Source organism: Polaromonas sp. P4_F9 (assembly GCF_056401235.1).
This window is the reverse complement of the sequence record NZ_JBFUJT010000039.1, coordinates 20,309-35,927: the sequence shown is the minus strand read 5'-3', so window position 1 is coordinate 35,927 and position 15,619 is coordinate 20,309. Positions and strand designations below refer to the sequence as shown.

General features: G+C 62.5%; 19 protein-coding genes. 11 read left to right on the top strand and 8 right to left on the bottom strand.

The window, feature by feature from the left end:
* Nucleotides 1-29: 29 nt before the first annotated feature.
* Nucleotides 30-641, top strand: a complete 612-nt coding sequence (locus AC1DUB_RS24575) for a hypothetical protein (RefSeq protein WP_477719584.1) — start codon at nt 30-32, stop codon at nt 639-641.
* 123 nt (nt 642-764) lie between these two features.
* On the opposite strand, the gene AC1DUB_RS24570 is transcribed toward AC1DUB_RS24575, so the two are convergent.
* Nucleotides 765-2,186, bottom strand: coding sequence for an FAD-binding oxidoreductase (locus AC1DUB_RS24570; RefSeq protein WP_477731769.1), 1,422 nt, complete (start codon nt 2,184-2,186; stop codon nt 765-767).
* Between the two features lie 125 nt (nt 2,187-2,311).
* Entirely contained in the window at nt 2,312-3,253 is a 942-nt protein-coding gene (locus tag AC1DUB_RS24565) for a carbon-nitrogen hydrolase family protein (RefSeq protein WP_477731768.1), read from the bottom strand.
* Nucleotides 3,254-3,357: 104 nt separating this feature from the next.
* Between AC1DUB_RS24565 and AC1DUB_RS24560 the strand changes: the two genes are divergently transcribed.
* On the top strand, nt 3,358-4,107 hold the full coding sequence (locus tag AC1DUB_RS24560) for a winged helix-turn-helix transcriptional regulator (protein WP_477731767.1): 750 nt from the start codon (nt 3,358-3,360) through the stop codon (nt 4,105-4,107).
* Between the two features lie 163 nt (nt 4,108-4,270).
* Here AC1DUB_RS24560 and AC1DUB_RS24555 read toward each other — a convergent pair whose 3' ends face one another.
* Nucleotides 4,271-4,579 (bottom strand): hypothetical protein, encoded by a 309-nt coding sequence (locus AC1DUB_RS24555; protein WP_477731766.1) that lies wholly within the window; start codon nt 4,577-4,579, stop codon nt 4,271-4,273.
* A gap of 250 nt (nt 4,580-4,829) precedes the next feature.
* Between AC1DUB_RS24555 and AC1DUB_RS24550 the strand changes: the two genes are divergently transcribed.
* Complete coding sequence (locus AC1DUB_RS24550; RefSeq protein ID WP_477731765.1) at nt 4,830-5,465, top strand: DUF2242 domain-containing protein; 636 nt, start codon at nt 4,830-4,832, stop codon at nt 5,463-5,465.
* A 51-nt stretch (nt 5,466-5,516) separates the two neighbouring features.
* Here the strand turns inward: AC1DUB_RS24550 and trxC are convergent, their stop codons facing one another.
* A complete protein-coding gene (gene trxC, locus AC1DUB_RS24545) occupies nt 5,517-5,954 on the bottom strand; it encodes a thioredoxin TrxC (protein WP_477731764.1) in 438 nt (145 codons plus the stop codon).
* Between the two features lie 277 nt (nt 5,955-6,231).
* Here trxC and AC1DUB_RS24540 point away from each other — a divergent pair, with 277 nt between their 5' ends.
* The 4 genes from AC1DUB_RS24540 to AC1DUB_RS24525 all read left to right on the top strand — a co-directional run bounded on the left by AC1DUB_RS24540 (nt 6,232) and on the right by AC1DUB_RS24525 (nt 8,695).
* Nucleotides 6,232-6,672, top strand: a complete 441-nt coding sequence (locus AC1DUB_RS24540) for a universal stress protein (protein ID WP_477719577.1) — start codon at nt 6,232-6,234, stop codon at nt 6,670-6,672.
* 37 nt (nt 6,673-6,709) lie between these two features.
* Nucleotides 6,710-7,150 carry a host attachment protein gene (locus tag AC1DUB_RS24535; RefSeq protein WP_477731763.1) on the top strand — a complete coding sequence of 147 codons (441 nt, stop codon included), beginning with the start codon at nt 6,710-6,712 and terminating at the stop codon, nt 7,148-7,150.
* A 251-nt stretch (nt 7,151-7,401) separates the two neighbouring features.
* Entirely contained in the window at nt 7,402-7,863 is a 462-nt protein-coding gene (locus tag AC1DUB_RS24530; RefSeq protein WP_477731762.1) for a methyltransferase family protein, read from the top strand.
* 226 nt (nt 7,864-8,089) lie between these two features.
* The gene (locus AC1DUB_RS24525) at nt 8,090-8,695 is read left to right on the top strand and encodes a hypothetical protein (protein WP_477731761.1); all 606 of its coding nucleotides are present in this window, start codon (nt 8,090-8,092) and stop codon (nt 8,693-8,695) included.
* Nucleotides 8,696-8,759: 64 nt separating this feature from the next.
* On the opposite strand, the gene AC1DUB_RS24520 is transcribed toward AC1DUB_RS24525, so the two are convergent.
* Complete coding sequence (locus AC1DUB_RS24520; protein ID WP_477731760.1) at nt 8,760-9,365, bottom strand: DUF938 domain-containing protein; 606 nt, start codon at nt 9,363-9,365, stop codon at nt 8,760-8,762.
* Nucleotides 9,366-9,531: 166 nt separating this feature from the next.
* Between AC1DUB_RS24520 and AC1DUB_RS24515 the strand changes: the two genes are divergently transcribed.
* The gene (locus tag AC1DUB_RS24515) at nt 9,532-9,918 is read left to right on the top strand and encodes an SRPBCC domain-containing protein (RefSeq protein WP_477731759.1); all 387 of its coding nucleotides are present in this window, start codon (nt 9,532-9,534) and stop codon (nt 9,916-9,918) included.
* Between the two features lie 64 nt (nt 9,919-9,982).
* Here AC1DUB_RS24515 and AC1DUB_RS24510 read toward each other — a convergent pair whose 3' ends face one another.
* Together AC1DUB_RS24510 and AC1DUB_RS24505 are read right to left on the bottom strand one after the other, a co-directional pair.
* Nucleotides 9,983-10,510 (bottom strand): hypothetical protein, encoded by a 528-nt coding sequence (locus AC1DUB_RS24510; protein ID WP_477731758.1) that lies wholly within the window; start codon nt 10,508-10,510, stop codon nt 9,983-9,985.
* A 1,196-nt stretch (nt 10,511-11,706) separates the two neighbouring features.
* Nucleotides 11,707-12,624 carry a LysR family transcriptional regulator gene (locus AC1DUB_RS24505; protein WP_477731785.1) on the bottom strand — a complete coding sequence of 306 codons (918 nt, stop codon included), beginning with the start codon at nt 12,622-12,624 and terminating at the stop codon, nt 11,707-11,709.
* 102 nt (nt 12,625-12,726) lie between these two features.
* On the opposite strand from AC1DUB_RS24505, the gene AC1DUB_RS24500 reads away from it, so the two are divergent.
* The 3 genes from AC1DUB_RS24500 (at nt 12,727) to AC1DUB_RS24490 (ending at nt 14,792) form a co-directional block, all read left to right on the top strand.
* Nucleotides 12,727-13,479 (top strand): SDR family oxidoreductase, encoded by a 753-nt coding sequence (locus AC1DUB_RS24500; RefSeq protein ID WP_477731757.1) that lies wholly within the window; start codon nt 12,727-12,729, stop codon nt 13,477-13,479.
* A 59-nt stretch (nt 13,480-13,538) separates the two neighbouring features.
* Entirely contained in the window at nt 13,539-14,237 is a 699-nt protein-coding gene (locus tag AC1DUB_RS24495; protein WP_477731756.1) for a pirin family protein, read from the top strand.
* Between the two features lie 147 nt (nt 14,238-14,384).
* Entirely contained in the window at nt 14,385-14,792 is a 408-nt protein-coding gene (locus tag AC1DUB_RS24490; RefSeq protein WP_477731755.1) for a nuclear transport factor 2 family protein, read from the top strand.
* Nucleotides 14,793-14,946: 154 nt separating this feature from the next.
* On the opposite strand, the gene AC1DUB_RS24485 is transcribed toward AC1DUB_RS24490, so the two are convergent.
* Nucleotides 14,947-15,534, bottom strand: a complete 588-nt coding sequence (locus AC1DUB_RS24485) for a transcriptional regulator (protein WP_477731754.1) — start codon at nt 15,532-15,534, stop codon at nt 14,947-14,949.
* Between the last annotated feature and the right edge of the window lie 85 nt (nt 15,535-15,619).

Sequence of the window (15,619 nt, the reverse complement as noted above, 5' to 3'; positions counted from 1 at the left end):
CGGTTATCCAATCCAAAGCAGGAGATCCCATGAAATCGAAACTTTTAACCCTCTCGCTACTGGCGTCCGCCTTGTTTGCCAGCCTGGGCCTCGCTCCGGTGATGGCGCAAAGCACCTACACGCCCGGCATTGACCAGACGCAGGCTGCGATCAGCGCGCGCATCCAGGAAGGCCTGGCCTCGGGTCGCATCACACCTTCGGAGGCGCAGGCGCTTTACCGCCGTGACCGCGAGATCCAGATGCGCGAAAACCAGTTCAGGGCCAACGGCGACGTCTCACCCCAGGAGCGCCAGCAACTGCGGGCCGACCTCAGCGCCCTGACCGCTGAAGTTGAACGCCTGATTGCCAACCGCGACGTGGTGGGCCAGCCCGGCTACCCCGGCAATCCCGGTACCCCCGGCATCGACAATCGCCAGGTCAATATCAGCGAGCGCATTGACGAGGGCGTGCGCACCGGCCGCATCACCCAGCGTGAAGCCGATAGGCTGCACAGCCGCGAGCGCCGCATTGCACGCCATGAGGCCGCCTTCAAGTCTGACGGTGTGGTGACCCAGCAGGAACGCCGCCAGCTGCGCGATGAACTGACCGCACTGCGCCAGGAGGTGGAGCGCATGATGCACAACCGCCGTGGACGTGGCTAGGAAGCTTTGAGAAGGCATCAGGCGTGTGCGCACGCGCAGCGCTTGATGTGTCTCAAGTCGAAGGCATGAAGCCATCAAGCCAGGCAGCTTGGCCCGAGAGGGTCGAGCTGACTGGCTATCAGTTCAACCAGAGACACTCTTTGTGTGGCGAAAAAAGTTTTCGGGGTCGTATTTGCGCTTGAGCGCCGCGAGTCTGTCCAGGTTGGATCGGCCATACGCGGCCTCGATGCGGTCCTGGCCCTCGTCCTCAGTCAGGAAGTTGATGTATGACCCGCCTGTCGAGCAGGAGCGCGTCGCTTCGAAGCAGTCCCGCGCCCACTTGACATTGATGTCGTCATCGCCCGGCTTCTCCCAGGAGCCAGCGATGTTCAGAACATAGGCTGCGTCTCGATTGCCTGCCGGCGAGTACCCGGCAGGCAGCTCGCCCAACGCACCTTGTATCTGGAACAGGAGGATGGCCGAATGGGGCGATCGAATTCGGCCCGCATGCTCCACGGCGACGTCAATGGTCTGACGATCGATGCCTGGCAGGTAGTGTGACTTCCAGTTATAGCGCCGTCCTTTGGGCTGCGTGGCATCAAGCAGACTCTGCATCTGCGTATAGGGCCGACGCGTCATGATGTCGGCCACTGGCCGACCAAGCCCGCGCAGCGGCGCAATCAATGCTTCTCCGTCTTCGACCTTGCCGGAGTGGCAGACGAAGATGGCGACGATCGGCTTGCCGTGCACATCCTTCGGGAGCCAAGGTGCCGGCGGCGCAATCCGCAGAACAGCCACGCTGGTCAATTCGCGCGGCGCCCCTGCGCTGAACTCACGGTAGGCGTCGAGAACTTCGCTTGCGTCGTCGCCGTGCCACGCGATCGCGCCTCCCAGGATTTCGGGGCCGACGGGAAAGAGTCGGTACTCAAAGGATGTGACGATTCCGAAGTTGCCGCTGCCGCCACGCAGCGCCCAGAACAGGTCCTCGTTCTCGTCCGCAGACACACGCAAGACGTCGCCGCCGGCGGTCACCACTTCCATCGAGACCACGTTGTCGCAGGTCCAGCCGTGGGGACGCGTGAGGTAGCCAAATCCGCCGCCGACGGTGAGGCCTGCAATCCCGGTGGCAGAAACAAAACCGAGCACGGCTGCGAGCCCGTGCAGCTGTGTCTCGCGGTCGACGTCGGCCAGTGTGCAGCCGGCTTGCGCGCGAGCCGTGCGGCGCACTGGATCGACCCAAACGCCTCTCAGCGGTGACATGTCGATCATGAGGCCGCCCTCGCAGACCGCAAGGCCTGCGATATTGTGGCCGCCGCCGCGCACGGAACTGAGAAGCCCGTGCTGACGCGCGAACCGAACGGCCTGCACGACATCGACCGTCCCGGTGCAGCGAGCCACCAAGCCAGGGCGACGATCGATCATCGCGTTCCAGATCTTGCGCGACTCCTCGTATTCCGGGTCATCCGCAGTCAGCACCTGGCCTTTGAATGCGGCCTTGAACGACTGCAGGACCTCCGGCGAAAGGTCCACTGTCCCGCCGTCCATTCGTGTAAGTTTGATAGCCATGAGTCATCTCCAGGAAGAGTGATGAAATTTGGGGTCTTGCTGCCGGTTGCCGGCCGCCATCCTGGCAAGTGTTCGAGCGACGGAACGGGTCGGCTGGTCCTGCAATCAATCCGGGCGCGCGGCGCTTACCCGTCAACGTAGCGCACGGGTGTCACCGGCGCGCGACGCACCTGTAGCTCGAAGATGTCCGGTCGCGCGTAGTGCCCGGTGACGTCGAGCGTTCGGCGTGACGGCGCGACGCGCGCGGTATCGATCTCTGCATACAAGATGCCGGCCTCTCGGCGCAATGGGCCCGCGACGACCTTCCCCATGGGATCGACCACCACCGAATCGCCGTCGTTGATCCATTCCTCGGGATCGGGGAACAACTCTGCGCGGGCCGGGAAGTCCTGCGGAATGTCACTGGCACGCAGCGCCGTGCCGCTACCGACCACCCAGCACCGACCTTCGAGCGCGATATGGCGCATCGTGCCGATCCAGGCGTCCCCACTGTCGTAGGTGGGCGCGACGTAGATCTCCACGCCCTGGGCGTAGAGCGCGTAGCGCGCCAGCGGCATGTAGTTCTCCCAGCAGATGAGGCAGCCGATCCGGCCGGCAGGCGTGTCGACCACGCGCAACCCGGACGCGTCGCCCAAGCCATGAACCATGCGTTCCGGGTTGGTTGGCATCAACTTGCGGTGCCGGTTCTGCACCCTGCCGTCGGTACCAATGGTAACGACGGTGTTGTACAGCGTCCCGCCGCCACGCTCCCGATCCCGCTCATTGATGCCGCACACGATCGTCACGTTATGGGCGCGGGCGGCCTCGCACAGCTCGGCCAGGTCGCCGCCGCCGACGTCAACCGCGTTGGCGAGCAAGCGGGCATGCAATTGGCCCATGACGGCGCCATCCCTTCCTGCCGCGAGTCGCCATATCCAGGACGGGTAACCCGGAATGAATGACTCGGGAAAGACGATCAGCGATGCCCCCGCCGCTGCGGCTTCGGCGACCCATTGCACGGCTCTTGTGATGGTGGCGCCACAGTCGAGCAAGACCGGCGGGCGCTGAATGATGGCAATCTTCGTCATGGCGTTCTTTCTCGGGCAGACGTGCCCTACATGGACAGCTTGCGCGTGACTGGGCGCCCAGACTAGTCCAGAATCTGAAGCGTTTACGCTCTGGAGACGATGCGATGGAAAAAACCTACGGTCAGTTCTGCACCGTTGCAAGGGGTGCCGAGGTGTTGTGCGAGCACTGGACGCCGCTGGTTGTGCGCGAGTTGCTGTGCGGCAGCAAGCGCTTCAACGAGCTGCATCGCGGCGTACCGCGAATGTCCACCAGCCTGCTGGCGCAGCGGCTTCAACGTCTCGAGGAATTCGGTGTCGTGCGCCGCGACGCCGTCGGCAAGGTTTGGGAATACAGCCTCACAGAGGCCGGCGAGGCACTCCGACCCATTGTCATGGTGCTTGGCCATTGGGGTGCGCAGTGGATTGGCAGCCGCCTGCGCGACGATGAACTGGATGCGGGCTTGCTCATGTGGGATATGCGCCGATTCGCGTGCATCCAGGAGTTCCCGTCCAGGCCCGTGGTCATCCACTTCCAGTTCCGCGACGCACGGCCTCGCGAGCGCGCCTGGTGGCTCGTAGTGGAGGACGGCGTGGCCGACCTGTGTCGCGACGACCCAGGGCGCGAGCTGACGCTCGTGGTGGATGCTTCCGTGCGCGCGTTGACCGAAGTGTGGGCGGGTGACCGCACGCCTCAGCAGGCCCTTCAGTCGCGCGAGATCCGTGTTGATGGGGCGAAGCGCGACGCGGAAAACCTATGGCGGTGGCTGGGCACGAGCGCGTTCGCCTCGACGCGACGCGCCGCGAGACGGATGTCCCCGAGCAGCCAATCTCTGACGCCATCGCTGGTTGGCCGCGGACCCGAAGCGCATTTGTAATTTTGGACGCGCAGGCCAGGTCGGCCGTGACTGCACTGGGTGGTCGCCCGACAGTCGCCGGTCGCCACCGGCAGCAACTGGCCGAGAGCGTGAGTTCGACACCCGCAAATGCCGCCACTGTCGGCGCCCCATAAGTTCTGGAACTTCGAGCGCACCATGATGTCTAGCGCAGCGCCAGCAGCATCTGGTCGGTTGCGTAGTTGCAGTCCTGCGGCCCGCGCTGGCAAAAGCGGGCAATGGCGTCCACATCCACCGGCACGGTCGCAAGCCCCGGCCGCTCCACCTTCAAGTTGCCGTCGGGTGTCGGCTGCACGGTGTACGCCGGATACTGCTGAGTGATCTTTGCCGCCAGCAGCTTTTGCCAGCTGGGCGCCTCGGTGCAGGCGGCCAGTGTGAGCAAGGCGGCCAGCGCGCCGGCAGCCAGGCCCCGGGCGCGGTGTTTGCGTTTGTAATGGATGTAGCAGGGCTTCATCAGGCCTACTTTAGCGATTTCCTGAAATAAAAGAGGCTCTTGCCAAGTAACTGCGGCGAACCACGGCGACAGGTAGCTATCAAAATAATAGCGTACCTGCCGTGTGGCCCGAAGCCGGTGGAAACGTCCTACGACAGTCTGGGTGCAAACCGTGCGTTTGCGCCGGGTCCATGGTTTAGGGTGTTGTGAGGGCGTCGGCGAAGTTTTTAAAATCGCCTGAACGTCTCTGGGTGTGTCAGCATGGGGGGTGATGCCTGATGAACCTGTAGAAATGTTGATGCTGGGGAGTGTTTTACCTGTGAAGCTGTTTTGCCTGACTTACCGTCAATCTCCATTGGTGTCTCCATGGGTGCCATTGCTGCTGGGCCTTTGCGGCCTGTCAGCCTTGCTGGCAGGGTGCGCAAGCAATGTGAAGGCCTTCCCGCTGCAGGAAAAGTTTGGTTCCACCGCGACGTACTCCCGGCTGTTTGACGCCACCCCCGCGCAAACCTGCGAGGCCGCGCGACGGGCGCTGCTGAGCCAGGGTTACATCATCAACACCGTCAGGGCCGACCTGGTGGAGGGCCAGAAGAGCTTCCAGCCCGAGCCCGAGGCCCACCTGCAGATGATGATCCGGGTGGTGTGCGCGCCCGAGAGCCCCAGCGGAAAAATCAGCCTGGGTTTTGTCACCGCACTGCAGGACAGCTACGCCCTGAAAAAAAGCAACAACTCCGCCAGCGTGGGCGTGGGTGCGATCGGCTCGCTCTCGCTGCCCTTCAGTTCGAGCAATGATGCGATGGTCAAGGTGGGCAGCCAGACCATCACCTCCGATGCGTTTTATGACAGCTTTTTTGACCTGTTGAAGCGCTACCTGGCTACGGATGAGTCAGTGGGCATCTCCCCCTGATCTCCCCTTGAGAAAACCCCGGTCAGGCCGATCCGGCCGTGCTGGCCGCCGTCAGCGCAGCTTGGACTGCACCCAGCGCACGATGTCCGCCGCGCCCATGGCGCCCGCTTGGCGCGCTACCTCGCGGCCGTTCTGGAACAGCGCCAGCGTGGGAATGCTGCGGATGTTGAAGCGTGCGCCCAGGTTGGGCACGGCCTCGGTGTCTACCTTGGCCACGCGCACCCTGGGCTCCAGTTGCGCGGCAGCCTGCTCGTAGCCAAGCGCCATCTGGCGGCAGGGCCCGCACCACGGCGCCCAAAAATCCACCAGCACCGGAATCTGGTTGCGACTGATGTGTTTGTCAAAAGCCGCTTCGTCCAGCGCGGTGGAATGCGCGGTGAAAAGCGCCTGTTTGCAGCTGCCGCAATTCGGCGCACTGCCGAGCTGGTCTGCGCGGACGCGGTTGGTGGTGTGGCAGTGCGGGCAGACGATGTGCAGGGATTCAGTCATATTCGTGCACCTTGGGGCCGTGGCGACCCATTTCAAGCGCGTCCCCCGCTTTTCGACGGGCGTGGCCGGCTGGCTAGGGCGCAAGTCCCGCCGACCACGGCCCGCCAAATGCCCAATTGCCCAATTGCCCAATTGCCACTTACCACCTACTAATTGCAGCGAGTTTGACGCGGATCAAAGGCCCGTCCATCCCCCGGTTGCATCATCAAATCGGTGTCATCAAACCAACTGCTGGCCGGGCCTTGCCTGCCCGCCATTTTCAAAAGCGAGGCCCGCCATGTTCAAACACATTCTTCTGGCTACTGACGGCTCCGCCGCCTCGGAGCATGCAGCCGAACTGGCTGTCGGTCTTGCGCGCACACACGGCGCCAAGCTCACGGCGGTGTTTGTCATCGACCCCTATCCTTACCTGAGCCTGGGCGAGACCAACCCGTACGGCTTCAATGCCTACATGGCGGCCGCGCAGGCCCGGGCCGCAGAAGCCCACGCCAGGGTGATGGAGATCGCCGGGCGGGGTGATGACCAGCTGGCGGTGGAGCTTCGCATGGTGGAGGAGGTCGGATCCGCGCGCGGCATTTTGCTGACCGCCGAAAACGAGGGCGCCGACCTCGTCGTGGTCGGCTCGCACGGGCGCTCCGGCTTCGGCCGCCTGATGCTGGGCAGCGTGGCCAACCGGGTGGTGGCCGAGTCGGCGTTGCCCGTGCTGGTGGCGCGCTGACCTTGGGGCGGTAACCCTAACCTTGACGGATTCGATCATGAAGCCAGAATGGATACTGATTGCCAACGCCGCCCACGCCCGCCTGCTGTCGCACGACCGCGGCAGCCCCATGGTGGTCCTCAAGAGCTTTGAGCATCCGCAAGGCCGCAGCAAGGTCAGCGAGCTGGCCGACGACAGGATGGGGCGCGAAAATACTGACCAGGGCATGGGTGGCACGGCTTATCAGCCGCGAATGGATGCCAAACACAAGGAAAACCTGCGCTTTGCGCGTGAACTGGCCGACTACCTGGAGCCGTATGCCCAGCAGGACAGCTTCCGCTCACTCGCCATCTTTGCGTCCAGCCCCTTCCTGGGCGAGCTCGAAAGCGAACTCGGTTCGGCCACCACGCGCCTGCTGACCTACCTGCAAGACCTGGACCTCACCAGCTTGGGCCTGGGCGAAGTCGAGCGGCGAATTGCGCAGGAGATGGCGCGCTGATTGGCGGCAAAAAAATCACTTTTGCTGTCACTGGGCAGGAAGTGGAGAGTAGGGAGTAGGGAGTAGGGAGTAGGGAAGGATGGCACGGGGCGGGCTGTTGCCCCCGCAGCGATTCACCGCTGGTTGGGCTTTGTGCCCTTTCTCTTTTTTTAAAGTCCCTTGAAGCCTCTTTTGGGGGCCAATGGGCGAAGATGGCGGTCTGGGGTGCTCCGGTGCCCGGTCAATCTGTCATTTTGTCCATCGGTCTTCACATGCCCAACCTTGAACTCAGGATTCCGCCACCCCTGGTAGCCGTTTTGGTGGGCAGCGCGATGTGGGGTGTGTCGCTGATTGCACCGGGCATCGACACCCCCGCGGCTGTACGCATGGCCGTGGTGGTGGCGCTGGTGCTGATCGGCGCCGGCTTTGAGATGTCCGGCATCCTCGCCTTCCGGCGTGCCAAAACCACCGTCAACCCCCTGCGGCCCGACAAATCCTCCCGGCTGGTCAGCTCGGGTGTTTACCGGTTCACCCGAAACCCGATGTATGTGGGCCTGGTATTCATGCTTCTGGCCTGGGCCGCCCATTTGTCATGCGCCTGGGCCGTGCTGGGGTTGCCGGTGTTTGTGCGCTACATCACCCGCTTCCAGATCAAACCCGAAGAAAAAGCGCTGGCCGCCCTGTTTGGCCGCCACTACACCGACTATCGGGCCCGCGTCAGGCGCTGGTTGTGAGGGCTCACCCAGCTGCGCTGCATTCCCGCCGCTCCCGCCGCCAGCGGTCGCAAGACGCCGGCCCTGCCTTGACACAAAACGTTCCCGTGCATCAAAACAGGTCCGCCCAGTGGTTTAAGCTAGGCCGACCGGGTAATGCGGCCCGTTCGCCCTGAAGCTGAACAGGTCTGATCCTGCCGCCCTTGCCTTGCCCTTTACCCTTCACACAAGAAAACTGAACGTCGCGATGGAACTTCTTCCCCTGGTGCTGCTGTTGGCGGTGGCTTATTTCTTGCTCAAGAAAAGTGAGCAACGCAAACGCATTGTTTTGCTGGCCAGCCATCTGGGCAACTACCAGATTGAAAAGCTGATGGAGACCCTGGCCGAAGGCTACCTGCGCGCACTCGGCGAGAAAGATCTGGAGCGCCGCGATCAGATCTGGCGCTACCTCGACTCGACCGAAACCCAGTTGTGCGAGCAATTCAACAAGTTCTGCGCCGAGTTTGCCAGGCTGGATGCCGCAGATACCCGCGTCAGCACGCTCCCCCTGGCCATTCCCTACGCCGCCAGGTTGTTCCCCCAAGCCACGTTCGACCTGCGCAAGGCCCTCGCCATCCACGCCCACGGCCTCATGCAGGCGGCGAGCAATGCGTTGAACCGCACGCCCCGGGACAAGGCCTTCACACTGTCTGCCGAGCTGTTTTTGATGCAGCACACCTGCCACTGGTTTTGCAACTCGAAAGCGGTGGCTTCTGCGCGCTTGATGGCGCGGCACCAAACAACGTATGCGCAGGTGCTGGCGGCAGTGGGGCCCGATACGCGGGCGGCCTATATGGCGTTGACGGGCGGCTGAGCAGCGTGGTTTGCGGCCTGGTTTGCGGCGGGGCTTGTTGTGGGCGCAGCATCTGGCCCCGGTTTCAGGCCCTGGCCCACACCAGCAGCAGATTGTTGGCGGGCATGGCGTGCCGCGACGATAACTTCAGCCCGGCGCGCGCAGCCTCTTGCTCCACGTCTTCACGCCGGCGGATGCCCCAGGCGGGATCTTGTGCGCGCAGGCTTTGGTCAAACGCCAGGTTGCCCTCCGAGGTCTGCACGTCATCTTCCAGATAGGGCCCGTAGGTAATCAACACACCGCCCGGTGCCAAGTGTCGCGCGCTTCCCTGCATCAATGCGGGGCAGGTGGCCCAGGGCGCGATGTGCAGCATGTTGGCGCAGTAAATCAGGTCGAACTTCTCGTCGTCTGGCAACCAGCGCGGCGCCATCACGTCCAGCAGCAAGGGCGGGCGTACCTGCGTCAGGCCCTGCTGCTCCACATAAGCTGCAATGGAGTCCAGCGCGTCGGGCCGGGCATCGGTGGGCTGCCATGTCCAGTGCGGCAGGCCAGCGGCAAACCAGGCCACGTGCTGGCCAGTGCCCGAGGCAATCTCCAGCGCACTGCCGCGCTCCGGCAGCACTTCGCGCAGCATGTTGAAGATGGGCTGCTTGTTGCGGTCGGCAGCGGGGCTGAATTCGGGTTGAGGCATGGGCGGGCGTTGCGGCAAGGTTAATGCGCGAAAGGAGCGAAGGTGAATGGTAGCCCTTGCGCAGCGGGCGTGGGCAGCTTTCCAGGGCTGGTTCGGCTACCCGCTGCAGCCAGCTTGACAAGCCTGCGACGCTCCCCACAATCGAGAGACGGATTGGAGTGTGGCCATGTCTCATGTCATCCATCAGGAAATCGTCATCGCAGCCAGCCCGCAGCGCGTCTACAGCGCGCTGACCGACAGCCAGCAGTTCAGCGCACTCACCGGCGTGCCGGCCGAGATCAGCCGCGAGGCTGGCGGCGCCTTTTCATGCTTTGGCGGCATGATCGTGGGGCGCCATGTGGAGCTGATGGTGAACGAGCGCATCGTTCAGGCCTGGCGGGTGGCCAATTGGGATGCCGGCGTTTATTCCGTGATTCGTTTCGTGCTCAAGGCGCAGGGTGCGGGCACCCTGCTTGTCTTCGACCATGCAGGCTTTCCGGAGGGCACGGGCGAGCACCTGGAGACCGGTTGGCAAAGCAATTACTGGGAACCGCTGAAGAAGTACCTGGCTTGATGGGCGCCGGTGAGCGCTGGCAGGGAACGGGAGTCGGGCCGGAGTCCGGCCCGATTTCGCTGGCTCAGGCCGCTTTGGCGGTGCGCCGCTGCTTGAAGGCAGACGTACGCTTGACCTTGGCAGTCACCACGCCGCCGCCCGCAATCTTGCTGGCCAGTTCCGCCGTCTTCTGCTCGATCTGCGTCACCAGCCTGGTCAGTGCCTCGGCGCCTGGTACCGTGGCTTGAGCCAGCACGTTCAGGGCGGTCACGCCGGTTTTTTCTTCAAATGCACTGGCGTTGGCGGCCACGCGCTCTACGCCACCTTCCAGCACTTTGACCAATTGGCTCACCACGTGTTGTGCGCCGTTGGTCGTCAGTGTCAGGCCCTTGGCATAGCAGGCGCTGAAAGCCAGCTGCGCAGCCGATGCGTTTTCGACCGTTTCAGCCGTAAGTTGCGGGCGCGACTCTTCCAGCGCGCGGTTCCAGCGCTGCTCCAGCAGGCTGACCACACGCTCGCCGCCAGCGCGGTAGGCATCAATCACGTTTTTGGCCGTATTGCCATACGACTCGATCAGGTTGCTGGCAACGGTGGACAGATTGTTGGCGCTCATGGTGTTTCCTTGGGATGGGTTGAAGCTGGGAAAGCTAGAAAAAGAAAAGTAGCGCCATCATGCGGGTTTTCCCTAGTGAGCGCGACCTAACGGGCTAGAGTGGCGAGCCCAGCCGGGTTCGAGGCAAGGCCTGGCTTGCAGCCGGAAGCGCGGCGTGCGCCTGGCTGGGAGTTGGCTCCAATTTCTGGCTTCAAATTGGGGGGAGGGCATGGTCGTTATATACAAGTCCATGAAGTCCGTGCCAGCCCTCTGAAGGCTCAGGCTGCCCGTTTTTGCTCCTTCCCGCCTTTGGGGGAAGGCTGCGATGGGGGCGCTGTGCACCTGCACTTCTTTCAAACAAAGCCGGTGCGCTTGCTGTGCCTTTCGRCCTGTTTTGCGTCGGTTAACGAAGCGTTGCCTCGCCAACCCCCATCCCAACCTTCCCCCAGAGGGTGAAGGAGCCAAACCAGCCGGCGCGTGCTTGAACTGGCAGCCAGGAAGACGTAGTGCATCGGTGAGACGTTTCAGGTGATTGGAGTTCGTGCCGCCTTCCGAACGCTCAGGCTGCCCGTTTTTGCTCCTTCCCGCCTTTGGGGGAAGGCTGGGATGGGGGCTCTGTGCGCCTGCACTTCTGTCAAACAAAGCCGGTGCGCTTGCTGTGCCTTTCGGCCTGTTTTGCGTCGGTTAACGAAGCGTTGCCTCGCCAGCCCCCATCCCAACCTTCCCCCAGAGGGTGAAGGAGCCAAACCAGCCGGCGCATGCTTGAACTGGCGGCCGGGAAGACGTAGTGCATCGGTGAGACGTTTCAGGTGATTGGAGTTCGTGCCGCCTTCCGAACGCTCAGGCTGCCCGTTTTTGCTCCTTCCCGCCTTTGGGGGAAGGCTGGGATGGGGGCTCTGTGCACCCGCACTTCTTTCAAACAAAGCCGGTGCGCTTGCTGTGCCTTTCGACCTGTTTTGCGTCGGTTAACGAAGTGTGCCTCGCCAGCCCCCATCCCAACCTTCCCCCAGAGGGTGAAGGAGTCAAACCAGCCGGCGCCTGACCAGGTGTAAAGCAGACTTGTGTAGAGCGACATGGGTTTAAGGGTCGAACCATCTATCCAAAACAGAGCAATCGTCAACGGCCCGCGTGGCGGTCATCAGGTCGGTGAGATGTTTTCAGGTAACTGGAATCTACCCCTGATTCTCTCAATCACTGCGGCGCCAATCCTTTTTCCATCAGCCCGGCCAGGACCATGCGGGCTTTGAGAGACGTTCAATAAGGAAGTCAGCGAGCACCTCAACCTTGGCCGGACGTGCATGTACCGAGGGTGTGACGAAATAAAGGCCGCCCTTTTGCATCGTCCAGTTCGTCAGAATCGCCTCCATTCGTCCGTCGCGCAGATACTCGCCGGCGATGAATTCAGGCAACTCGGCAATGGCAAGACCAGCGAGCACGGTCGGAACCAGAGCATCCGCATTGGTGACGCGTAGTGGCCCGGCGGGCTCAATCGTCTCCTCATCACCGGCATGGTTGGTGAACCGCCAGACCTCGCTCCGTGCACGGTAAGCGTAACCAAGACAGGCGCGTCCGATCAGGTCGTGGGGATGCTCGGGCCAGCCGTATTGCGCCAGATAGCTGGGTGCGGCGACGATAAAGCGTGAAACCGGACAGAGCCGTCGCGCGACCAGCGACGAGTCCGGCAGTACCGCAACTCTGAGCGCGGCATCGAAGCCCTGGCCGATCAGATCGACCGTCGCATCCGAAAGATGCAGATCGATCGATACGTCCGGATAGGCGCGGAAGAAGTCCGGCAGGATCGGGGCCACCCAGCGCAAACCGAACGACATGGGCACCGCCAGACGGACCAGCCCACGCGGCCGGACGGAGAGTTCTCGCGCCGCGCCCTCTGTTTCCAAGGCCTCCTGGTAAATGCGGCTGGCGCTTTCCGCGATCGTCCGGCCGAACTCGGTCAGCGCCAACTGCCTTGACGTACGGTTCAAAAGCCGCGCTCCGAGGCGATCTTCCAGGCGGCTGACGCCTCGCGATACCGTAGCCACCGACAGGCCCATGGCCCGCGCCGCCGCGGCGAAGGACCGCTCCTCCGCCACCTTGGCAAACATCGCCAGCCCCTCGAAATCCGGCATTCTAGACATCGTCATTCCTGCAATGATGGTTTGCAATCAATGCTATTTCAAAAAGAAAGGTGCGTCCATACACTTTGTTCTACCAACTCGTAACCACTGAAGGAACACACCATGACACGCAAACTTGAAGGCAAAATCGCCATCGTTACCGGCGGCACCACCGGGATCGGGCTCGCCACCGCCAAGCGCTTCGCCAGCGAAGGCGCCCACGTCATCGTCACCGGCCGCCGCCAAGCCGAACTCGACGCCGCCGTCTCCGCGATCGGTAACGCCACCGGCATCCGGGTCGACTCATCGAACATGGCCGAACTCGACGCGCTGTTTGCTCAGGTGAAATCGGAGAAGGGCCGGATCGACGTGCTGTTCGTCAATGCCGGTGGCGGCTCGATGCTACCGCTCGGCAGCATCACCGAGGAGCAGTACGACGACACCTTTGGCCGTAACGTCAAGGGCGTGCTGTTCACCGTGCAGAAGGCACTGCCATTGCTTGCTGACGGCGCATCGGTCATCCTGACCGGCTCCACAGCCGGCAGTGGTGGTACCGCCGCATTCAGCGTCTATGCCGCATCGAAGGCCGCCGTGCGCGCTTTCGCCCGTAACTGGATCCTCGACCTCAAGGGTCGCGCCATTCGGGTTAACACGCTCAGCCCCGGACCCATTAAGACGCCCGGCCTGGTCGAACTCGCCGGCCCTGACGCCGCCCAGCAGCAGGGACTGCTCGATCACTTCGCCTCACAGATCCCGATGGGCCGCGTCGGTGATCCGGACGAGATTGCCAAGGCGGCAGTCTTTCTGGCCTCCGACGATTCGAGCTTCGTCAACGGCATCGAACTGTTCGTCGATGGCGGTATGCGACAAATCTGAGTCCCGCACCAGTTGGGCAGGGGCATCCCTGCCCAGCTTTATTCCAAAGGAACCGCATCATGATCGAGCGTCGCCCCTTTGCCACCTTGGCCGGAACCGAGGGTGGCTGGCTGAAAGCCAAACTGCACTTCGCCTTCGGCGGTATGGGGCGGCCAGAGCATTGTCCGCTCGGCGCTCTGCGCGTCTGGAACGACGACGAGTTCGCCCCATCCTCGGGCTTTCCGCTCCACCCACACCGGAATGTGGAGATCGTTACCTATGTTCGCGAAGGTGCGATTACGCATGAGGACAGCCTGGGTAACAAGGGCCATACCGCTGCCGGTGATGTGCAGGTCATGAGTGCGGGTACGGGCATCCGTCATTCCGAATTCAATGCCGAGTCGACCTCGACCCGACTCTTCCAGATCTGGCTGGAACCCCGGACCCAAGGCGGCGAGCCGCGCTGGAACAGCCGACGCTTTCCGCGCGCCGACCGCAGCGGCCGGCTCGTGGCACTGGCCAGCGGGGACTCTGCCGACACCGATGCGCTTTTCATCAACAGCGATGCGCGGGTTCTCGGTGCAACCATGCAAACAGGCGAGACTATCGTCCACGACCTGTCAGAGGGAAGACGTGCCTATCTGGTCTCGACCACGGGTCACGTCGACCTCCGCGGCCTGCGCCTTGCGCCCCGCGACGGTGCTGTCATCACCGGGGAGTCGCAACTCACCATTACCGCCATCGACGATACCGAGATCGTGCTTGTCGAGGTTATCTGAACAGGAGAATAAGTGATGCGCACTATTCTTTACCGGACCCACCTCACGGGTGTCGCAGAGGCCGGCTCTGACGCTAAACAACCGGGGAAACCCGGTCCCATGCTGCTGATTTATTACTGATTCGCAACTTTATTTAAGGAGAAAATTATGAGCCAAGAACAAACCAAACAGATCGCCCAGGAATTTCTGAGTCGCTTAGGCGCTGGGTCTGAACCCGAGGAGATCGCCAAGCTGTTCAGCCCGGATCTTGACTTGGACATACCCGGGGATGCCGGCGCGCTGCCGTGGATCGGACGGACAACCGGACGCGGCGCCATCGTGGACTTCATTTCCGCTACGGGCAGTCTCCTCGAGCGGCTCCGCTTCGACGTACATGATATTCTCGCCAGCGACAGTCGAGCCGTGATCCTCGGCGAGCTGGCGACGAGAGTGAAGAGCAGCGGCAAGGTCATCGAGTCGCCTTTTGCCATCGTTCTGACCATCTCGGGCGGCGAGATCAYCCGCTTCCTGATGCTGGAGGACAGCTTCGCTGTCTCCCGGGCGGCACGCTCCTGACGGATTGGCATTGTTCAAGATCCCCCACGCCTGACTTCGGTCAGGTTTTCAATCCACCGAGACCTGTTAGGGGGATTAGGGCATCTGTGGTCCCTTGAACGCTGTTTGTGGCAATTGGAATCTGATAATCATCTAGCCTGGGCCACACAGGTTGTCAAGCGGGCTGGGCATGAAGCTGCTCCTCCGTTCCTATTAACCATATTTTGGGCTGCTGCAAAACGCGGGTGACAAACGCGTTGTCCTGTTTGATTCGTTTGGCCATGTCAGCGGGCGTGTACAGCGTCGGGTTGACCTTGCGGCCCAGCGTCGTGGTGGCGCTTTCCAGCGCGCCAAACACGTCGGCGTAACCCAGGCTGGCGCTCACAATCATCACGTCAATGTCGCTTTCGGCGGTGTCTTGCTGCCGGGCGACCGAGCCATAGACGAAGGCCGCATCAATCTGCGATGTCAGCGGAGCCAGGGCGGCGCGCAGGACGTCGGCCAGGCCCATGGTCTTGAGCACCAGACCGCGCAACTCGGCAAACACCGGCGCTGCCGTGTTGGCCTGGTAGTGCTTCTGGTTGCCTTGCCTGGTGATGGTGAGCAGACCGGCTTCAGACAACGCAGCCAGTTCGCGCTGCACCGCCCCGGTGCCCGACTGGGCGAGGGCGATCACCTCATTGGCATAAAAGCTGCGGTCGGGGTTGCCGAAGAGCACCAACAGAACACGCTGCCGCACTTTGGGGAACAAGGCATCTGCCATGCTTGAAGTTGCATGCGGGATGTTTTGGATAATACCCATAACGGGGTTTATCATACCCAAAACGGGGTTTTTCAAGGAGAAATTA